The organism is Bradyrhizobium amphicarpaeae (assembly GCF_002266435.3).
In the GTDB taxonomy this organism is placed as follows: Bacteria; Pseudomonadota; Alphaproteobacteria; order Rhizobiales; family Xanthobacteraceae; genus Bradyrhizobium; species Bradyrhizobium amphicarpaeae.
In genome coordinates, this window is record NZ_CP029426.2 from 2,865,955 (window position 1) to 2,884,846 (window position 18,892).

The 18,892-nt window shown below is 64.6% G+C and carries 19 protein-coding genes; 15 read left to right on the forward strand and 4 right to left on the reverse strand.

The annotated features are described in order from the left end of the window. Positions 1-45 precede the first annotated feature (45 nt). The 5 genes from CIT40_RS13090 to hydA are packed head-to-tail and all read left to right on the forward strand — an operon-like array spanning position 46 to position 4,823. Positions 46-1,050 carry an ABC transporter substrate-binding protein gene (locus CIT40_RS13090; RefSeq protein WP_094896366.1) on the forward strand — a complete coding sequence of 335 codons (1,005 nt, stop codon included), beginning with the start codon at positions 46-48 and terminating at the stop codon, positions 1,048-1,050. Next, entirely contained in the window at positions 1,034-1,885 is an 852-nt protein-coding gene (locus CIT40_RS13095; RefSeq protein WP_094896367.1) for an ABC transporter permease, read from the forward strand. The genes CIT40_RS13090 and CIT40_RS13095 overlap by 17 nt, the downstream gene beginning before the upstream one ends. Next, positions 1,885-2,661: an ABC transporter ATP-binding protein gene (locus CIT40_RS13100; protein WP_094896368.1), complete on the forward strand. Its 777-nt coding sequence runs from the start codon at positions 1,885-1,887 to the stop codon at positions 2,659-2,661. The genes CIT40_RS13095 and CIT40_RS13100 overlap by 1 nt, the downstream gene beginning before the upstream one ends. Before the next feature lie 9 nt (positions 2,662-2,670). Further along, positions 2,671-3,402, forward strand: a complete 732-nt coding sequence (locus tag CIT40_RS13105; RefSeq protein ID WP_094896369.1) for a maleate cis-trans isomerase family protein — start codon at positions 2,671-2,673, stop codon at positions 3,400-3,402. A gap of 11 nt (positions 3,403-3,413) precedes the next feature. After that, positions 3,414-4,823, forward strand: a complete 1,410-nt coding sequence (gene hydA, locus CIT40_RS13110; RefSeq protein WP_162307475.1) for a dihydropyrimidinase — start codon at positions 3,414-3,416, stop codon at positions 4,821-4,823. Positions 4,824-4,992: 169 nt separating this feature from the next. Here the strand turns inward: hydA and CIT40_RS13115 are convergent, their stop codons facing one another. After that, complete coding sequence (locus CIT40_RS13115) at positions 4,993-5,370, reverse strand: hypothetical protein (protein WP_094896371.1); 378 nt, start codon at positions 5,368-5,370, stop codon at positions 4,993-4,995. 255 nt (positions 5,371-5,625) lie between these two features. Next, positions 5,626-5,874 (reverse strand): hypothetical protein, encoded by a 249-nt coding sequence (locus CIT40_RS13120; protein ID WP_162307476.1) that lies wholly within the window; start codon positions 5,872-5,874, stop codon positions 5,626-5,628. A gap of 492 nt (positions 5,875-6,366) precedes the next feature. On the opposite strand from CIT40_RS13120, the gene CIT40_RS13125 reads away from it, so the two are divergent. The 5 genes from CIT40_RS13125 (at position 6,367) to CIT40_RS13145 (ending at position 13,995) form a co-directional block, all read left to right on the forward strand. Next, positions 6,367-7,047, forward strand: a complete 681-nt coding sequence (locus CIT40_RS13125; RefSeq protein ID WP_162307477.1) for a response regulator transcription factor — start codon at positions 6,367-6,369, stop codon at positions 7,045-7,047. An 8-nt stretch (positions 7,048-7,055) separates the two neighbouring features. Next, a complete protein-coding gene (locus CIT40_RS13130) occupies positions 7,056-8,471 on the forward strand; it encodes a sensor histidine kinase (RefSeq protein ID WP_094896373.1) in 1,416 nt (471 codons plus the stop codon). 112 nt (positions 8,472-8,583) lie between these two features. Continuing rightward, on the forward strand, positions 8,584-9,465 hold the full coding sequence (gene rpoH / locus CIT40_RS13135; protein WP_167443342.1) for an RNA polymerase sigma factor RpoH: 882 nt from the start codon (positions 8,584-8,586) through the stop codon (positions 9,463-9,465). 79 nt (positions 9,466-9,544) lie between these two features. Then, the gene (locus CIT40_RS13140) at positions 9,545-12,727 is read left to right on the forward strand and encodes an efflux RND transporter permease subunit (protein WP_094896375.1); all 3,183 of its coding nucleotides are present in this window, start codon (positions 9,545-9,547) and stop codon (positions 12,725-12,727) included. Continuing rightward, on the forward strand, positions 12,724-13,995 hold the full coding sequence (locus tag CIT40_RS13145; protein WP_094896376.1) for an efflux RND transporter periplasmic adaptor subunit: 1,272 nt from the start codon (positions 12,724-12,726) through the stop codon (positions 13,993-13,995). Before CIT40_RS13140 ends, CIT40_RS13145 begins: the two co-directional genes overlap by 4 nt. Before the next feature lie 259 nt (positions 13,996-14,254). On the opposite strand, the gene CIT40_RS13150 is transcribed toward CIT40_RS13145, so the two are convergent. Then, positions 14,255-14,794 carry a hypothetical protein gene (locus CIT40_RS13150; RefSeq protein ID WP_244611961.1) on the reverse strand — a complete coding sequence of 180 codons (540 nt, stop codon included), beginning with the start codon at positions 14,792-14,794 and terminating at the stop codon, positions 14,255-14,257. Then, positions 14,760-15,002 (reverse strand): hypothetical protein, encoded by a 243-nt coding sequence (locus CIT40_RS13155; protein WP_094896377.1) that lies wholly within the window; start codon positions 15,000-15,002, stop codon positions 14,760-14,762. Before CIT40_RS13155 ends, CIT40_RS13150 begins: the two co-directional genes overlap by 35 nt. A 338-nt stretch (positions 15,003-15,340) precedes the next feature. Here CIT40_RS13155 and CIT40_RS13160 point away from each other — a divergent pair, with 338 nt between their 5' ends. The 5 genes from CIT40_RS13160 to fdhD all read left to right on the forward strand — a co-directional run bounded on the left by CIT40_RS13160 (position 15,341) and on the right by fdhD (position 18,880). Continuing rightward, on the forward strand, positions 15,341-15,538 hold the full coding sequence (locus tag CIT40_RS13160; protein WP_244611962.1) for a hypothetical protein: 198 nt from the start codon (positions 15,341-15,343) through the stop codon (positions 15,536-15,538). 285 nt (positions 15,539-15,823) lie between these two features. Further along, positions 15,824-16,879 (forward strand): catalase family peroxidase, encoded by a 1,056-nt coding sequence (locus CIT40_RS13165; protein WP_094896379.1) that lies wholly within the window; start codon positions 15,824-15,826, stop codon positions 16,877-16,879. Beyond that, complete coding sequence (locus tag CIT40_RS13170) at positions 16,876-17,439, forward strand: cytochrome b (protein WP_094896380.1); 564 nt, start codon at positions 16,876-16,878, stop codon at positions 17,437-17,439. The genes CIT40_RS13165 and CIT40_RS13170 overlap by 4 nt, the downstream gene beginning before the upstream one ends. Before the next feature lie 58 nt (positions 17,440-17,497). Beyond that, positions 17,498-17,998, forward strand: coding sequence for a Dps family protein (locus tag CIT40_RS13175; RefSeq protein ID WP_094896381.1), 501 nt, complete (start codon positions 17,498-17,500; stop codon positions 17,996-17,998). Between the two features lie 45 nt (positions 17,999-18,043). Further along, the gene (fdhD, locus tag CIT40_RS13180) at positions 18,044-18,880 is read left to right on the forward strand and encodes a formate dehydrogenase accessory sulfurtransferase FdhD (protein ID WP_094896382.1); all 837 of its coding nucleotides are present in this window, start codon (positions 18,044-18,046) and stop codon (positions 18,878-18,880) included. Positions 18,881-18,892 lie beyond the last annotated feature (12 nt).

Below are 18,892 nucleotides of genomic sequence, written 5' to 3' on the forward strand. Positions count from 1 at the left end.
CTCCTGAGACGCGCGAGGTCTCGCGCCTTCGAAACGGAGTGAGCGATGCGGACGAGTTTGCGACTGGGCCTCGTGGTGATGGCGGCGATGTTCGGCGGGGGCGACCTCGCCATTGCGCAGACCGCGAAGATCAAGCTCGGCTACGCCAAATGCGCGCACTGCCTGCCGATGTCGCTGATCCCGGGCATGGCGAAGGGCGTCGAGGTCGAGGCGACCGGCTTCAACTCGGGCAACGACGTGCTCACAGCGCTGATCTCGAAGAGCATCGACGTCGCGCAGGTTACCTACCTCCATTACATCACCGCGCTCGACAAGGGCTTTGACGTCGTCGCCGTGTCCGGACAGATCAACGGCGGCTCGGAATGCCTTTCCTCTACGAAACTGAACCTGCCGCCTGATGATTGGACCGCGTTCAAGGCCATCGTTGCCAAGGGCAAGAGCGACGGTCAGCTGTTGAAGGTCGCGGCCTCCCGCGGCAACGCGCAGGACATCCACATGCGCGGCGCCTTTCTGAAGCAGGGCGTCGATCCCAACAAGGACGTCCAGTTCATCAACATCCCCAATCCGTCCGACCATCTTGCGGCCTTGCAGCGCGGCGAGGTCGACATGATCTGCTCGGTCGAGCCGTTCGCCTCGCAGATCCGGCTCGCCGGTGCCGGCAAGCATTTCGTGCTGCCTTACGATCAGGCCGCGGGCAATCTGACCAATTTGATCGTGACGCGCTCTGACGTCATCGCCAGCCAGCGCGCCGGCGTCCAGGGCGTCGTCAGCGCGGTGGTCGAGCTCGACAACAAGCTGATCGCCGACAAGACGCCGTGGATCGAGGTCATCAACAAGCTCACCGGCCTCGACAAGAACGTGGCGACCGAGGCGCTGAAGAACGCTGCGCCCGATCCGGCGATCCATCGGTCGCAGACGCTCGCGATCGCCGCGATGATGCGCGACCTCAAATACATCTCCAAGGACGTCTCTGCGGAAGCGGAGAAGAACATGGACTATTCGTTCCTGGAGAAGGCCACGGGAAAGGCCAAGAATGACCTCGGTTACTGACGTCTCGCCGGCCAAGCCGGCGTTCCGCCTGACGCGGGCGTTCCAGGGGCTCGAACGCCTCGTCGTGCCCGCACTGTTGATTGCGGGCTGGGAAGCCTTTGCCCGCAGCGGCGTACTTCCGCCGGCGCTGCTGCCGGCGCCGAGCGCGGTGCTGCATGCGCTCGGCGACTGGGTGTTCGGTTTCGACGAGACCACGCAGACCTATTCCGGGCACTGGTTTCGCGATGCGCTCGCCAGCGCCTTGCGCGTGTTCGGCGGCTTTGCGCTGGCGAGCCTGCTCGGTATCCTCGCCGGGGTCGCGATCGGCTGGTCGCGCCTGTTCGAGAAGACGCTGGAGCCGACCCTGCAGATGCTGCGGCCGATCCCACCGGTATCCTGGATTCCGCTTGCCATCATCTGGTTCGGCATTGCCGACAAGCCGGCGATCTTCCTCGTTTTCCTTGGTGCCTTCTTTCCGGTCTTGATGAACGCGATCCACGGCGTGAAGACCGTGGACCACAATCTGGTCCGTGCCGGTGCCATGATGGGCGCGAACGGGCGGCAGATGCTCACCGATATCGTGCTCCCGGCGGCGCTGCCTTCGATCTTCGCAGGCCTTCGCATCGCGGTCGGCTCGGCCTGGATGCTGACGGTCACGGCCGAGATGGTCGCGGTCAAGAGCGGCCTCGGCTACGTGCTTTGGGATTCCTACTATTTCCTGCGCTACGACATCGTGCTGGCTGCGATGATCTCGATCGGGCTGCTCGGTTATCTCTCCGACCTCGGCCTCAAGGCGATCATGGCGCGCACGCTGCGCTGGCAGCAGACAACCACCGTGCAGGGCAGGGCGGGCTGATGGCGGCAATCGAGCTTCGCAACATCGTCAAGGTGTTCTCCGACAAGCGGCGCGGCCGCGACCTGCTGACGCTGGACAACATCAATCTCGACATCGAGGCCAATGATTTCGTCTGCCTGCTCGGTCCGTCCGGCTGCGGCAAGTCGACCCTGCTCAACATCATCGCCGGCTTCGAGCAGGCGACGTCCGGCCGCACGCTGGTGGACGGCAAGCAGGTTGAGCGGCCCGGCTCCGACCGCGGCGTGGTGTTCCAGCAGCCGACCCTGATGCCGTGGCTGACGGCGATCGACAACATCGCCTTCCATCTCAAGCTCAAGGGCGTCGGCAAGGCCGAGCGGCACGATCGCGCCATGGAGTTCATCGATCTCGTCGGCTTGCGCGGTTTCGAGCATCATCATCCCTCCGAGATGTCCGGCGGCATGAACCAGCGGGTCGGCATCGCCCGCGCGCTGCTGATGAACCCCAGCGTGATCCTGATGGACGAGCCGTTCGCGGCGCTGGACGCCCAGACCAAGCTCGAAATGCAGGAGGAACTGGTCGCGATCTGGCAGAAGCGCCGTTGCACCATCGTGTTCGTCACCCACAGCGTCGACGAGGCGCTGGTGCTGGGCAACAAGATCGTGGTGATGACCAAGCGGCCGGGCCGGATCCGCGAAGCTGTCAATTTCGACCTGCCGCGCCCGCGCGACATCACCAGCCCCGAATTCAATGACGCCAAGCGCCGCATCCTGTCCCTGATCCGGGAGGAGTCGACGCGCCTTGCCCAGGCGTCGTAAGGTAAGGCTATGCGCAAGCGTCTTGGCATAATCACGCCGTCCTCCAACTCGGTGCTCGAACCCGTCACCAGCGCCATGCTGCATGGCGTGCCTGATGTCACCGCGCATTTCTCGCGCTTCCGCGTCACCGAGATTGCGCTCGATACCGCGGCGCTGAACCAGTTCGACGCCTCCTTGATGCTGCCGGCGGCGGACCTGCTGGCCGATGCCAAAGTCGACGCCATTGCCTGGAACGGCACCTCGGCGAGCTGGCTCGGCATCGGGCGCGACAGGAGCCTTTGTGAGGCGATCACGGCGCGCACGAGCGTGCCCGCGACAACGTCCACGCTCGCCTGCATCGACGCTGCCCGCGCGCTCGGTGCCGAACGCGTTGGCCTCGTTTCGCCCTACACCGACGATGTCCAACGACGGATCGGCAACGTCTGGGCCGAGGAGGGCATCGTTCCGCATGCCGAACGGCATCTCGGCCTGCGCGACAATTTCTCCTTCGGCGAGGTCCCGCCTGTGACCATCGCGGACATGATCCGCGCGGTCGCGGCGGAGGGCGCCGACGCGATCGTCATCCTCTGCACAAATCTCGACGGCGCCGCGCTTGCGGCCTCGCTCGAACGGGAGTTGAACATCGCCGTGCTGGACTCGGTGGCGGTGACGCTGTGGCGAACGCTGGCGCTCGCTGGCGGCGACATCACAGCGCTTGCGTCGTGGGGCCGGATCTTCCAGACACCAGTGGTCATCAAGTAACGGAGACGCCTGTGACCCAGCTCGATCTCGCCATTCGCGGCGGCAACATCGTGACGGCCAGCGACGAGTTTCGCGCCGACATCGGCATTCGCGACGGCCGCATCGTCAGCATTGCGGATCGTATCGAGGGCGCGGCGCGCGAGATCGACGCGACCGGCCTGCTGGCACTTCCCGGCGGGATCGACAGTCACGTCCACATTTCGCAGCCGTCAGGCCCCGATGTCGTGATGGCCGACGACTTCGCGTCGGCAACGCGCGCGGCCGCGGCCGGCGGCAACACCATGGTGCTGCCCTTCGCGCTCCAGGAGAAGGGCACGTCGCTGCGAACCTGCGTCGAGAACTACCGCAAGCTCGCCGAGGGCGAGTGCTACATCGACACCGCATTCCATCTCATCATCTCCGATCCCACCGCGGTCGTGCTCGGGCAGGAGCTGCCGGCGTTGGTCAAGGACGGCTACACCTCGTTCAAGGTGTTCATGACCTATGACGATCTGGTGCTTAGCGACAGCCAGCTGCTGGAGGTGTTCGACGTGGCGCGCCGCGAGGAGGCGCTGGTGATGGTCCATTGCGAGGGCTATGACGCCATCCGCTTCCTGACCGCGAAGCTCGAACGCGAGGGCCATATCGCGCCCTATTATCACGGCGTGTCGCGGCCGCAGGCGGTCGAACGCGAGGCGACGCATCGCGCCATCAGCCATGCCGAGGTGATCGGCGTTCCCATCATGATCGTCCACGTCTCCGGGCGCGAGGCGATGGAGCAGGTGCGCTGGGCCCAGCAGCGTGGATTGCCCGTGCATGCGGAAACCTGTCCGCAATACATCACGCTGACGGCGGACGACATGAAGGGCCTGAACATGGACATCACGGGCGCGAAATACGTCTGCTCGCCGCCGCCGCGCGATGCCGAGAGCCAGCAGGCGATCTGGGAGGGCATCACGACCGGCGTGTTCCAGACCTTCTCGTCCGACCACTGCCCGTTCCGCTATGACGATCCCAAGGGCAAGCTGACGCCGAATGCACGCACGTCGTTCCGCTGGGTTCCGAACGGCATTCCCGGCGTCGAGACGCGGTTGCCGATCCTGTTCTCGGAAGGCGTCTCGAAGGGGCGGATCAGTTTGCAGAAATTCGTCGAGCTGACCGCGACCAACCATGCGCGCATCTACGGCCTCTATCCGCGCAAGGGCTCGATCGGCGTCGGCTTCGACGCCGATATCGTGCTGTGGGATCCGAAGCTGAAGAAAAAAATTCAGCAGGCCGATCTGCACCACGGCTCCGACTATACGCCCTGGGAGGGCTTCGACGTCACCGGCTGGCCCGTCACCACCATCGCCCGCGGCCGGGTGGTGTACGAACAGGGCAGGATCGTCGGCGACAAGGGCGCGGGCGAGGTTCTGAGCCGCGGCAAGTCGAGCCTGGTCTGACAACTGAGGATGGGCGATCTGGCAAGCCCGGCCGAAGCAGGTCGCGAGAACGCGAAACCGCGTGTTTCGCTGCAACGCGTGCCGACAGTCCCACGATGAAACTGCGCGGCCTCGATCGATCCGGACCATGACGTGGTGCGGCCCGAACCGATCGGCGCCGAGCGCGCGGCTAGCTGCAGCTCAGGGGAAGTGCCCGGCCGGGGTGCACCTCGTACCAGTCATAGCAATCCGGATAGGCGCCATAGAATCCATATCCGGGCCGGCCGTAGCGGTGGAATGCGTGCTGGCGAAGACCGCCGGTATGACCGCCGAAGCCGAGCCGCTCGCCGCCGAACCGGGCACCGCCGCCAAATCCTCCCCCGCGGCCCATGCCGCCGAAATGCGCGCCGCCGCCAAAGCTCGCATGTGCGCCGCCGCCAAAGCCGCCGTGGCCGCCACCACCAAAGCCGCCGTGGCCACCACCTCCGCCGCCGCGCGCGTCGGCCGCGCCGATGGCCAGCGTCGAGGCGAGTGCTGCTGTTGCCAGAATCATGATGGCTTGTTTCATGGAAAACTCCTTTCGTGTTGAGCTGACCGGTCATCCCGTAAGCCCCCGACGCATCGTGCCGCGCGGGAGGCCGCTGATGACCGGACGTGTGATGCAGGAGAGGTAGGAGCGATCCACCGCAATCCAACTGAATTCGGCGTCATACGTCAGTCGCGCTGCTCGCGAAGGTAACTTCGCCGCGCATGGTGGCGGCGTGCGCGCAAAGAGCGGGCTGGATGGACCAGCCCGCTCCCCGTTTTCTTGGACGTGCTGCGATCAGAGGCTGCCGGTACCCGGCTCGCACGGCACGTTGTTGCCGGTCCACGGCGCGGTGGCGAAGGCGCCGACGCGCGGCGCCGGGATGCAGGCGCGTTCGCCCGGATAGCCGAACGGTGCAGTCGTCGCGATCATATCCGCTTGTACCGCGGGTTGCCGCACGACGCGATGTTGCTCGCGCGCCATGACGGGGCCACCCAGCATGGCGGCAGCGATCAATCCCATCGACAACAGTTTGGACGTGGTCATTGGCTTTCTCCATTGATGACATCAGGCCGAACCAAGTCGGCTCGGCAGTGACGTGTCAACGACCGGACACGATTCAAACGCACGATTCGCTCACTGGAGTTCAACGACCTGTGAGCCGATGCGGCGCGGCAACCGCGATCGTGCGAATGGATAACGTCCATGGCCCCCGAAATTACAGCGCGTGCGTTGAGGGCCTATGTTCGATCCAGCGCAGTTCGAAGGCGGAGCCCGCAAGATGATCACGACATCGGCAACATGCATCGTCCTTGCATTGGCGCGGCTCGTGATGCGAGCCGTCCGCAACGTGAACTGGAATTCAATGGCAGCGTCCGCGCCGCAAGCCTATCTCGCATCAGAGCGAGTGGCTGGCATCCGGCGGCGTCAGGTCGGCGGGTCCGGCGCGCGCGGATGCCGAACATGACGACGCGCGCCGCTGAACCCACGCTTCCTCACCGCGTGCCAAAGCGCCGCGCGGGGCGCGGAACGAGGATCATGAACCGTATTCTCCTGATCGAGGACGACACCGAGACCGCCGAGGCGATTGTCGCCGAACTCGCGGATCGCGGGTTCGAAGTGCAATGGGCCGGCGACGGCGTCGACGGTCTCGATCGCGCGCGCGCATCGAGCCCCGATGCAATGATCGTGGATCGCATGCTGCCGAAAATGGACGGGCTCGCCGTCATCGAGGCGCTGCGCAAGGACCAGGTTCGCACGCCCGTGCTGGTCTTGAGCGCGCTCGGCGCGGTGGACGACCGTGTGCGCGGATTACGAATGGGCGGAGACGATTATCTCACGAAGCCGTTCGCGATCATGGAGCTGGTCGCGCGGATCGAGGCATTGTTGCGGCGTCCGATCGATAGCCGCGAGACCACCCTGCATGTCGGACCGCTCGAGCTCGACCTGATCGAGCGGACGGCACGGCGCGGCGATCGCGAACTCGACCTGCTGCCGCGCGAATTCCGACTGCTGGAATATATGATGCGCCGGAACGATCAGCTGCTGACGCGCGCAATGCTGCTCGAGGAGGTCTGGAACTACAAGTTCGTCCCGGCGACCACGAATCTGATCGACGTGCATATGGGCCGGCTCCGTCGCAAGGTCGACGGTCCCGGAGAGGTGCAGCTCATCCACAACGTCCGAGGCTCCGGCTTCGTCCTGCGCTGGCGGCAATAGGGGGCAATATGCGTCACGTTCGGTTGATCCGGTCCAGCACGTTCCTCTGGGCAATAGCTGTGGCGGCGGCCCTCGCGCTGTTCGTGGTCGGCCTGTTCACGTTCATTTACTGGAAGCTCGACGATTATCTGATCGCGCGTTCCGATCGCATGATCACGACACAGATCCACTTCATGGCGGACCTGCCGCCGGCTCGCCGCGTCAGCGCGATCACGGATCATCTGGAGCAGGATTCCAGGGGCGTGCAGTACGCGGGACTGTTCGACGCCGCGGGCAACCGTCTGGCCGGCAACATCGACCGGGTGCCGCGCGAGCTCGGGCTCGACGGCGCGGTGCGGGGCGTGCGGCTCGATGTCGCCGGGAAGCCGGCGGTCCGTGGCCCTGTCGTCAGGGCGATCGGCAAGCATCTCGATGGCGGCGATGTCCTGGTGATGGGCCGGAACGTCGACGAGACGCGCGAGATATCGACCGTGGTGGGGCAGGCCCTGGCTCTGGGGCTGCTGCCGGCCTTCGGCCTCTGCCTGCTTGCCGGTGCCTGGCTGAGCTTCCGCGCCCAGAGGCGCGTGGAGGAGGTGAACCAGCGGGTGCAGCGCATCGTGGCCGGCGAACTGCGCGAGCGGCTCCCGGAGGGAAGCGCGGACGATTCCTTCGCGCGGCTGGCCGGAATCGTCAACGGCATGCTCGACGAAATGGAGACCATGATCAACGCGCTCGCCGGTGTCGGCAACGACATCGCCCATGATCTCAGGACCCCGCTCACGCGCGTCCGTCTGGCGCTGGAGCGTGGGCGAACGCAGGCGGCGACGCTGGAGCAACTCCAGGACATCACGGACAAGGCCATCGTCGGCATCGATCAATCGCTTGCGATCGTCACGGCCTTGCTGCGCCTGACCGAGATCGAGAACAACCGTCGCATGGCCGGCTTTGGTGAGGTCGCGCTCGATGAGATCCTGCGGGAAGTGTGCGACGTCTACGAGCCCATCGCGGAGGACAAGCGCGTCGGACTAGGTGTCGTCATCGAGCGCAATGCGCTTGTGTGGGGTGACCGCGACCTGCTGTTCGAGGCGGTCGCCAATCTCGCCGACAATGCCATCAAGTTCACGCCGTCAGGCGGACGGGTCGAGCTCGCCTTGGAAGCGGAGGGCGACACGGCGCTGGTGTGCGTCAGTGATACCGGACCCGGCATCAGCGAGCAGGAGCGCGAGGCGGTGCTGCGCCGGTTCTATCGCTCCGACACGATGCGCAACACACCGGGCGTCGGGCTCGGACTGAGCCTGGTCGCGGCGATCGTCAAGCTACACGGCTTTCGGCTGATCGTCGGTCCCGCTCCCGGTGGGCGGATCGAGATCCTGGCCCGGATCGGACGGACGGACAGGGCCGTCACCCGCCGGTCGCGGACGTTAGTGCACGCCGACGCCGATTAGATGGGATGGACCAAAATGATGCGCGATGCTTTCGAGATTGATCGGCCGGCCTGGAGAGTGGGAGTGACGGATGCAGACTAGCCACGAAGTTACGAGGAAAAATCTCCCGGCCATGCCGGTCTCGCAGGTGCCGGCGCCGTTCCTCAGCGCGTATTCCGCGGCCATCAGGCGCTACGACCTGCTTGAACCGGGTCAGGAGCAGCAGCTCGCGCGTCGCTGGCAGCAGACCGGGGATCGGAGCGCGGCGGACGCGCTCGTCACCAGCCATCTCCGGCTCGCGGCCAAGCTGGCGCGGGGCTACAAAGGATACGGCCTTCCGATGGTTGATGTGATCGCCGAGGCCAATCTGGGCCTCGTGATCGCGGCGTCACGCTTCGAACCCGGCCGTGGCGCACGCTTCTCCACCTACGCGGTCTGGTGGATCAGGGCCGCGATCAACGAGTACATCCTGCGGTCCTGGTCGCTCGTCAAGATCGGGACGACGGCCGCGCAGAAGAAGCTGTTCTTCAAGCTCCGCAGCGAGATCAGGAAGGCCACCGGCAACGTGATGTCAGGGCTCACGCCTGACGTCGCCGAATTGATTGCCGGGAAGCTCGAGGTGACGGCGCGTGAAGTGATCGAGATGGATGTGCGGCTGAACGGTGACCTGTCGCTGAACGCGCGCGTCGGTGGCGAAGATAGCGGAACCGAGCTGGAAGCCTTGCTGGTCGATGGGGCGATCGACGCCGAGACGATGCTTGCCGATCACGAGCAGACAGAGCGGCGTGCCAAAGCCTTGCGGGTTGCGCTGGGCGGACTTGCGGCGCGGGAACGTCATGTGTTCGAGGCACGGCGGCTGACGGAATGCCCTGTCACGCTCGATCAGCTGGCCCGCGAATTGTCCATCTCCAGCGAGCGGGTCCGGCAGATCGAGATTCGCGCCTTTGCCAAGGTCAAGCGGGCCGTCATGCTCGCCGCTCAGGATGTGCCACGGGCCGCCGTGTGTGGCGTCTGAATTAGCTTTGAATTGAACGGAGCGTCGACCGTCCTCACCTGTCCGACACCCCCACGCAACTTGCTCCAGGTAAACCACGATGGGAATTGTTCGCTTCGCGCTACGGCTTCCGCACACATTCTATGTGCTCGCTGCGCTGATCCTGTTCCTCGGCGGCATCGCGATCCGCTCGATGCCCACCGATATTTTCCCGGAGATCAGGATCCCCGTCGTCACGGTCATCTGGAGCTACACCGGCCTCTCGACGCCGGAGATGGAGCAGCGCGTCAGCACCTACAGCCAGTATTCGATCAGCGCCAATGTCAGCGGCATCAAGAATATCGAGGCGCAGACCCTCAACGGCCTCTCGGTGCAGAAGATCTACTTCCAGCCGGACGTCAATCTCGATCTCGCGATCTCGCAGATCGTCTCGGCGACCAACGCCATCCGAGCCCTGATGCCGCCGGGCATCCAGCCCCCGATCATCGTGCAGTTCAATGCGTCCAGCGTGCCCGTGCTGCAGCTCAGCCTCGAGTCGAACAGCCTGAACGAGCAGCAGCTCTACGATTTCGGCATCTATCGCGTCCGCCAGCAGCTGGCTCCCGTTCCGGGCGTGACTCTGCCCACACCCGCCGGCGGCAAATACCGCCAGATCATGGTCGACCTCGATCCGAACAAGCTGCTGTCGCGCGGATTGACGCCGCTCGACATCGTCAATGCGGTGAACACCCAGAATCTGACGCTGCCGACCGGCACGACGAAGATCGGCGACACCCAGTACACCGTTCGCACCAATGCGACGCCGGCCACGATCCAAGATCTCAACATGATCCCGGTCAAGTTCGTGAACGGAGCCACGATCTTCCTGAAGGACGTCGCCCAGGTTCGCGACGGCGCCCAGGTCCAGCAGAACATCGTGCGCGAGGACGGCCACCGCGCCGTCCTGCTCAGCGTCATCAAGAACGGCAATGCGTCCACGCTCGCCGTCGTCAACGGCGTGAAGGCGGCCTTGACGTCGATCCGCGCCTCGGCGCCCGCGGGATTGAAGATCAACGAGTTGTTCGACCAGTCGATCTTCGTCACCCATTCGGTCGACGGCGTGCTGCGCGAGGGTGCGATCGCGGCGGGCCTGACCGCGCTGATGATCCTGGTGTTCCTGGGATCGTGGCGATCGACGCTGGTCGTCCTGATCTCGATCCCGCTGGCGATGTTGTCCTCGCTGATCGTCCTGTACTTCCTCGGCGAGACCCTCAACACGATGACGCTCGGCGGGCTTGCCCTGGCGGTCGGTATCCTTGTCGACGATTCGACGGTGACGATCGAGAACACGCACCGGCTCTGGACCGAGGAGGGCATGCCGTTGTCGGAGGCGACCCTGCACGGAGCCGCTGAGATCGCGGTCCCGACGCTGGTCTCGACGCTCGCGATCAGTTGCGTGTTCACCTCGGTCGTGTTTCTGGAGGGGCCGGCCAGGTATTTGTTCACGCCGCTTGGCCTCGCCGTGGTGTTCGCGATGCTGGCGTCCTACGGGTTGTCGCGGACGCTGACGCCGATCACCATCGGTTTGCTGCTGAAGGGCGAGCGGCATCATGGCGGGAGCGAGCGCCCGTCGGGTATCTTCGCGCGCGCTTCGGCCATGTTCGAGCGCGGTTTCGAGCGCCTGCGCGACGGCTATTCCGATCTCCTGGTGAAATTGCTGAGTCGTCGCGCCGTCGTGCCTATCGTCGCCGTGCTGGTGCTGGCCCTCGGAGCCACCATGTTCGTCTTCGTCGGCAGGGACTTCTATCCCCTGATCGACGGCGGCCAGATCCAGCTGCATGTTCGCGCGCCCGCGGGCACGCGAATCGAGCGTACCGAAGCGATCTTCCAGGCGGTCGAGGAGAAGATCCGCGAAGTCATTCCGGAGCGTGATCGGGCGCTGATCGTCGACAATATCGGCCTTCCGGCACGGGCCTACAATCTCGCATTTACCGACGGTTCGACCATCGGAGTGAACGACGGCACCATTCTGGTGTCGCTGAAGGATGGGCACAAGCCGACGGCCGATTACGTCAGGAAGCTGCGGCAGGTGCTGCCTTCGGCATTCCCGGAGGACTCATTCTATTTCCAGGCGGCTGACATCGTCACGCAGATCCTGAACTTCGGCCTTCCGGCGCAGATCGATGTCCGTACGGTCGGTTACGGCAAGAACAATCTGGCCGTGGCCAAGGAACTCCGGAAGAGTCTTGCGGCGATTCCCGGCGTGGTCGATGCACATTTGCAGCAGGAGGTCGATGCTCCCGCGCTCTATGCCGACATCGACCGCACCCGTGCGGCGCAGCTGGGCCTCAATGCCAGCACGGTGGCCACCAATATCAATGTCAGCCTCTCATCGTCCGCGCAGGTCTCGCCGAATTTTTGGACTGATCCGGCGTCGGGCATCCCCTATTACCTGGCCGTGCAGACACCGGAATACAGGGCCAACTCTCTGAACGCCCTGGGCAACACGCCGGTGTCGGCCTCGCTCGCCGCGAGCGGCCAAACCGTGCCTGGCCTGCTCAGCAATGTCGCGACCTTCAAGCGCGGCACCGTCCCCACCAATTCGAACCAAGCCAATGTCCAGCCGGTGTACGACGTATATGCGAGCGTGCAGGGCCGTGATCTCGGCAGCGTCGCAGCCGACATCGAGAAGGTGACGTCCACCCTGCAGAAACAGCTCCAGCCGGGCAATTCCATTCAGGTTCTGGGACAGATCCAGAGCATGCATCAGTCGTTCCGCGATCTCGGGCTCGGGCTGCTGTTCGCGGCGATCCTCGTTTACCTGCTGATGGTCGTGAACTACCAGAACTTCGGCGATCCCTTCGTCGTCATCCTGGCCCTGCCGGCGACATTCTGCGGCATCGTGACGATGCTGTTCATCACCGGAACGACGCTGAACGTTCCCTCGCTGATGGGAGCGATCATGGCGATCGGCGTGGCCTCCGCAAATTCCATTCTGCTCGTGACGTTTGCGCGAGATGAGCAGTTGAAGGGACACTCCGCGTTCCAGGCCGCGCTGAGCGCGGGCCGGACGAGGATCAGGCCCGTGCTGATGACCGCGGCAGCGATGATCGTGGGCATGATCCCGATGGCGATCGGCGGGCCCGGCGAGGAGCAGAATGCGGCGCTCGCGCGGGCGGTCATCGGCGGCTTGCTGTTCGCAACCCCGACCACCTTGCTGATCGTGCCTTATCTCTTTGCCATGCTGCGCAAGGGCAACGACGGCAAGCGTCGCCACGGCGTATTCGAGGAGCAACCGGAATGAGTGATGTTCGCGCAAGGACTGACGACGACGAGGCGAGAGACCGCCCGGGGGCGGAGAACCTCCGGGTCGTGGAGCTGCCGGGCAAGGGCCCGCGAGTCCGCCGCCGTTACGGCGGAGCATTGCTCGGGGGAGGTGTTCTCCTGCTGCTTGCCGGCGGTCTCGGCATCGGAGCCTGGCGGCACTACGAGGCCGCGCGTGTCGTTGCCGCGGTGGCAGAGCAGGTGCGGACCAACGTTCCGGAAGTTCGGGTGGCCACAGTCAAGCCCAGCGGGGACATCATGAAGGTGAGCTTGCCGGCGACGACGACCGCATTCGAGGCGGCTAACATTTTCGCGCGGACCAGCGGCTATATCGAGAAGCGCTACGTCGATATCGGTGATCGCGTCAGGAAGGGCGACCTCCTTGCGGAAATCACCGCGCCCGAGCTGGATCAGCAGATCGCGCAGGCGCAGGCGACGCTGGCGCAGGACCAGGCGGCGCTTCAGCAGGCGCAGGCTAGCCGCGAACTCGCCGACGTCACCAATTCGCGCGACAGCAATCTCGTCAAGCAGGGCTGGTTGACGGCACAACAGGGCGACAACGATCGTCTCACCCTGCGGGCGCAGCAGGGCGCGGTGGGGGTTGCCCAGTCGAACATCACTGCGCAGGAAGCGCAGATCCGCATCCTCCAGCAGGAGAAGTCCTATCAGCGTGTGGTGGCGCCGTTCGACGGTGTTGTCACCCAGCGCAACGTGGACAATGGCAGCCTGGTGCAGGCAGGGTCGACCTTCATGTTCACGCTGATGCATTCAAACGTGATCCGAACCCAGGTGTTCGTGCCTCAGGACGAGGCGTTCGGCGTTGCTCCGGGCGTCGATGCGGACATCCGCGTCCCCGAGATTCCGGGGCGGACATTTGCGGGCAAGGTCACACGGATCGCGACCGCGCTGCAGCCGGGGAGCCGGACGCTGCTGACCGAGATCGACGTTCCCAATCCCGACGGCCTGCTCAGTCCGGGCATCTATTGCACGGTCGAATTATCGATCCCCCGCAGGACGGCATCGATGACGATTCCGTCCGACGCGCTCGTCTTCGACCAGAACGGCCTCCATGTCGTGGTCGTACGGAACGGCACCGTTCATTTTCAGAAGGTCTCGATCTCGCGGGATTTCGGCACCCATGTGGAAGTGCGCGACGGCGTGCAGCCCAACGAGCAGGTCGTGCTCAATCCCGCGGTCAATCTGGCAGAAGGCAGCAAGGTCGCCATTCGCAGGACCGAGGTGAGCTAAGGACACGAATGATGATGCGGATCGCGCTCGGCACGATGTTAGCCTTCCTGCTCGGATGCTCTCCGGGCCAGGCACAGGTCGCCACGACCGGCAGCACGGCCATGGATCTACCGACAGTGCCGGGTGCGATCGTGATTTCGCCGCTCAACAGTCCGGGCCCGTTCTCCGCGACGACCGTTCCGGGTGCTCCGGATACGACGTTGGCGCCTGTCCCGCTTGCCATGGATCCGACCACGCCGGGGACGGTGGTCGCCTGTGCTCAGCCGGCGTCATCGCCCGTGCCGGTGCCGGCAACTCCGATCGTATCGGCCACGGGTGCTTCGACATCGGGTCTCGCGGCTGAGATTCTTCCGGTCACGGGCCAGAACGGAAGCTCCATCGGAACGATCTCCGCGGCTGCGCCGGCGGGAACAGGTACGAGTGTCGCATGCAGCTCGATGCCGGGAGGCCAGGTGACGAGCGCTGCGTCTCTGCCGCTTTCGATTTCACAAATTACAGCGGGCCCCGCGCCTGGCACGATTCCGGCGGATGCAAGTGGCGCCGGCGGCACGGGCATCGACCCGAATGCCGCGGTCGTACCCAGTCCGAACAGCTCGGCCTGCATGGAAGGAGTCTCGATGAATCTGGCCTCGCCAGCAACCGTGTTGCCGGCGAACGCCTCCGGCGCAGCGCCGACGCCAGGTGTGTCGTCCATCCTGCCGCCGGGATGCTGAAGCGAAATTGCCGGGGCGGCAGGACGGATGATGCTTTCTCGCGGCGTCTCGTCATCGACGCCCGTATTCACCGTGGAAATGGCCATGGGTGAATACCGGCGCGGCCCCACCGGGTCGCTCCAGGCCCATTCGCCCGGCGGGCGTCAGCGCGCCACCATTCAGCACGTCGCGATCGGGGTACATCGATGCGAAGGTTGCCGGCTCCTGGTCGGCGAAAGACCAGGCCGCTGATGCTGACGATATCGATGCAGTTGAGATCAGCGCTGCAGCGATCAATACCTTGAATGCAGTCATAGCGGTTCTCCATTAATTACTGTGTGTGCGGAGAGGCGCGGGCGATAATCGCTGCTCGGCTGGTGGCGTTTCCGGAAATTGTTCTGATGAGAGTCATGTAGGTAGTCCGGTCGAAGAGTCCCGATGCATGTGCATCACTCTTGCGAGAAGATTCTGTCACGATTGTCAGAACGCTCGCGTCATTGTGCATGATCAAACGCGACCGGTGTTTCGTTTCCGAGCAGCGGATCGCGTGAACATCTGGAGTGTGAGCAATGAGATTATTCCCTGTCGTTTGTGTTGCCGTCTGCATTGGACTGTCGGGCACCGCGTCAGCTCGCGGTGGTATGGGATCGCATATGTCGATGGGTGGCGGCGGTACGCTCGGCACCAGCGCTGCCGCGCCAGGAACGAACTCGCTCGGTACCGCACTTCCAGCGTCGGACGGCGGCGGCCACGTGACGAAGGGGCCGTTGCTCGGCACGGACCCCACCATCGACAAGGATGACGCCCGGCTCGAAAGGATGCTGGAAGGATCGATCTGCCGCGGTTGCTGAAGAGCAGACGTCGCCGGCTTCGCTCCGAGAGCCTCCGGGATGCGGTCGATTGCAGGATGGTCTGTCGAACCCGGTAGGTGGTTCTCAAATCGCACGAGATGTTTCGAGTGAGCCCGAAGGCGGCAGGTGGGCCCTCCGGTTGGTCGGACACGCCCAAACGTGCCTTTGTGCAATTGACGTTGGGTTTCAGAAGATCGCGACCGTGGCCGCCGGCTACAAGAAACCCGCACCGGAGCGGCCGGTGTGGCCGTTCCCGGGGCGGCTTACGCATCGCAAGGACAAGTGATGAAGCAATCAGGCAAGTGGCCGCGTTCGGGCTTCGGCTCGCTCGTATTGATTGCGGCTGTGGTCGGAGGCGGCGCTGCCGCGTTCGCATACACCGCAGGCTGGCTATCGCCCGGGCGCCTCACGCCGGAGCGCCTGATCGCGGCACTGGCGCCCCCGGGAGGCGCGTCTCCGGGGCACCGGCGAAATCATGCCAAGGGAATCTGCTTCACCGGGGCCTTCGAGGCGAACGGAAACGGTGTCGAACTCTCGCGGGCCAAGGTCTTTGAGCGCGGTAAATATTCCGCGGTAGGCCGCTTCAATCTCGGCACCGCCGATCCGAACGCCGTGGATGCAACCGTGCGTGTGCGGGGTTTGGGATTGCAGATCGCAGCGGCGGACGGCGAAGAGTGGCGGATGGCGCTGATTAATCCGCCGTTTTTCGCGGTGTCCACGCCGCAGGCGTTCCACGACCTGCTGATCGCATCCGGCAAGAAGGATCCCGAAGCGATGAAGGCTTTCATCCAGTCCAATCCGGAATTCGCCGCCTTCGCGACCTGGGCGAAGACGGCGCCCTGGACCGACAGTTATGCGGAGGACGCTTACCACGGGCTCAACAGTTTCATCTTCACGGATGCACGCGGCGGCGAGCGGACGGTGCGATGGTCGTTGCTCCCGACCGCTCAGGTCGTACCGATATCACAAGCCGAGCTGGAAAAGCGCGGCCCGGATTTTCTGGAGCAGGAGATAACGGAGCGAATCCGCACCGCCGGCCCGCAACGCTGGACCATGGTCACGACGGTTGCCGATCCCGGCGATCCCACCGCAGACCCGAGCAAGGCCTGGCCGGAGGGCCGCCGGACGGTGCAGGTCGGAACGCTCGTCGTGCAGCGGATCGAACAGGAGCGGGACGGGCCGTGCCGCGACATCAACTTCGATCCGACCGTGTTGCCGCAGGGGATCAGGGTGTCGGACGATCCTTTCCCCGCCGCGCGCTCGTCGGTCTACCGCAAATCCTACGATCTTCGTGCGGCCGAAGCCGGCAGCTATCCGCGAACGGGGACGACCAAGCCATGAGCAACACACCTCATCATTTCGCCCCGATCCAGCGGTTCTTGCACTGGCTGATGGCGGCTTGCATCATTGCCATGCTCTTCATCGGCGTCGGCATGGTATCCACTGTTGCGCCCAGATATCTGCCGTTGATCCTGATCCACAAGACACTTGGTGTCACGCTTCTGGTCCTCGTCGTGATCAGGCTGGCGCTGCGGCTCCATTACGGCGCGCCGCCATTGCCGGAAGATCTTTCGCCGGGGATCAAGCTGGGAGCGCGATTGTCACATCTCGCCCTCTATGGATTCATGATCGTCATGCCGCTGCTGGGTCTCGGCATGCTCTGGGCTGCTGCCTATCCGGTGGTCCTGTCTGGCGGGATTCAAATCCCGGCGGTGCTGCCGCAGAGCGACCGCGCGCACGCGCTGTTGTGGAACGCTCATTTCTATCTGGGCTTCGCGTTCTTTGCCGTCGTGCTGCTGCATCTGGCGGCAGCTCTGTTCCACGCCTTGGTACGCCGCGACGGCGTCTTCGGGACGATGGCACCCTTCCCACTGCGGAACAGGACGACGCCGGCGGAATGAACCCTTCGCCGGCGAAGCGCGCCGCCGAAATTTTTCAACCTCCAACAGGACGACGACAATGACCAAAGCAGATATCCAGACCCCAACGGATCTCGGGGCCAATGCGAACCGGGACATTCCAGCCGCGCTGAGAGCGCTGTTGGCCGACGTCTTCGCGCTGTACCTGAAGACCAAGAACTTTCACTGGCACGTGTCGGGCCGGCATTTTCGCGACTATCACCTGATGCTCGACGAACAGGCCGGGCAGATCTTCGCCATGACCGACGACATTGCCGAGCGGGCGCGCAAGATCGGCGGAACGACGCTGCGCTCGATCGGCCAAATCGCGCGCGAGCAGCGCCTTCTCGACAATGACGCCGACTATGTCGATCCCCAGGACATGCTCGCGGAACTCCGCAGCGACAATCAGCAACTGACACGAGAGATGCGCCGCGTCCACGAGCTCTGCGACGAATATGGCGATGTCGCGACCGCGAGCCTGCTGGAGAACTGGATCGACGAGACGGAGCGGCGGATCTGGTTCCTTTACGAGACCGGCCGAAGCGGTCCGAATTCGTAGAGATTGGGTGTGTTCATGCGGCCGATCGCTGCGAGGGGGTGAGCCATGATAGCGGGCTCGACATTCGCCCGGCACCGGGAGATCGCCTGGCGCGGCGGCCGCACGACATCGACGTCGCGGTTGGTGGCCGAGGAGAGCGCCATCGCGCTCACCTACAACGGATCGACTCATGCCGTGATGATGGGGACGCCGGCTGACCTCGAGGATTTCGGTGTCGGATTCAGTCTCACCGAAGGAATCGTCGGCCGCGCAAGCGAGATCGGGAGCATCGAGCTGATCTCGAACGAACTCGGGATGGAGGTCCGGATGTGGCTCGATGGTGACCGCGCGGCGACACTGGCCGCGCGCCGCCGGGCCATCAGCGGGCCGGTCGGGTGCGGTTTATGCGGCATCGAGAGCCTCGAACAGGCGCGCCGTACGCCGTCACGCGTCGAAGGCAGTGGCATTGCCTTTCACGCGCGGGATCTGCTGAACGCCATGCAGGCGCTGTCTCCGCTCCAGGCACTGAACCAACAGACGAGGTCCGTTCACGCGGCGGCCTTCTGGCATCCTCGCAGCGGCATTGCGCGGATCAGGGAGGACGTCGGCCGGCACAATGCGCTCGACAAGCTCGCCGGTGCGATCGTCCGAGACGGCAACTCGGCCCGCGACGGCGCCGTGCTGTTGACGAGCCGCGTTTCGGTGGAGATGGTGCAGAAGGCAGCAATGATGGGTGCGCCCGTCATCGTCGCCGTTTCCGCTCCGACCGCGCTCGCTATCCAGACGGCGGATGAGGCGGGAATTACGCTTCTCGCCGTCGCACGCGATGATGGATACGGCGTCTTCACGCATCCGCGCCGCGTCCTGCTGCCGGAAGAAGCGGCACCGCGCGCTGGCTGCTGACCCCCGGACCTG